Annotated in this window: 1 pseudogene; it reads left to right on the top strand. The window is 70.7% G+C overall.

The annotated features are described in order from the left end of the window. A pseudogene (locus LCE31_RS40010) lies at positions 1 to 822 on the top strand (transposase); the annotation flags it as partial.

Genomic DNA, 822 nt, shown 5'->3' with positions numbered 1-822 from the left:
CTTGGTGTGTCCGGTGCTCGCCTGTCCGCGGCAGACGTTCCGCGAGCAGGTTCCCGGCGTCATGGAACGCTACCAGCGCCGCACCAACCGCCTGGCCGGCCAACTGGACTCTGTGGTCAAGGAGTTAGCGGGCCGGGCGGGTGCCCGCCTGTCTCGTGTCCTGGCCTGCGCAATCTCCCGCTCGACCGCCCTGCGCATACTGATGCGCCAGGCAGTCACCGCTACGCGTCCCGCGCGTGCTCGGCATCGACGACTTCGCCCTCAAACGCCGGCATCGCTACGCCACCGTGATCATCGACGCCGAGACCGGCGAGCGGATCGACGTCCTGCCCGACCGCACCAGCCAGACCCTGATCGGGTGGCTGCGCGAGCACCCCGGTGCCGAGTACGTCTGCCGCGACGGCTCCGCCTCCTACGGCGAGGCGATCCGCCAAGCTCTCCCCGAAGCGGTGCAGGTCAGCGACCGGTGACACCTCTGATCCAACCTCTGCGGCAAGGTTTTGGCCGAGGTCCGCTCCCCCACCGCCTGCTGGGCCACCGCCGTGAACCCGGCCCGCCCCGGGGGCGTGCGCGAGCAGACCACCCGCGAACGCCGGCAGCAGATCCACCAGCTGCTCGACAAAGGCGCCGGCCCGCTCGAATGCGCACGCCGCCTCAACGTCGCCCTGAACACGGTCAAGCGGTACGCCCGCATGAAGGAGCCCACCGGCGACCGCCGGGCACCCCGCTACAAGCCCACGCTCGTCGACCCCTACCGCGACTACCTGCGTCGACGCCGAAGCGAGGACCCTGCTGCGCCCGTCACCCACCTCCTGTGCGAGA

This window comes from Streptomyces sp. 8L, assembly GCF_020176795.1.
In the GTDB taxonomy this organism is placed as follows: domain Bacteria; phylum Actinomycetota; class Actinomycetes; order Streptomycetales; family Streptomycetaceae; genus Streptomyces.
Note: the sequence above shows the minus strand (reverse complement) of the source record. Positions and strands in the feature narration are given on the sequence as shown.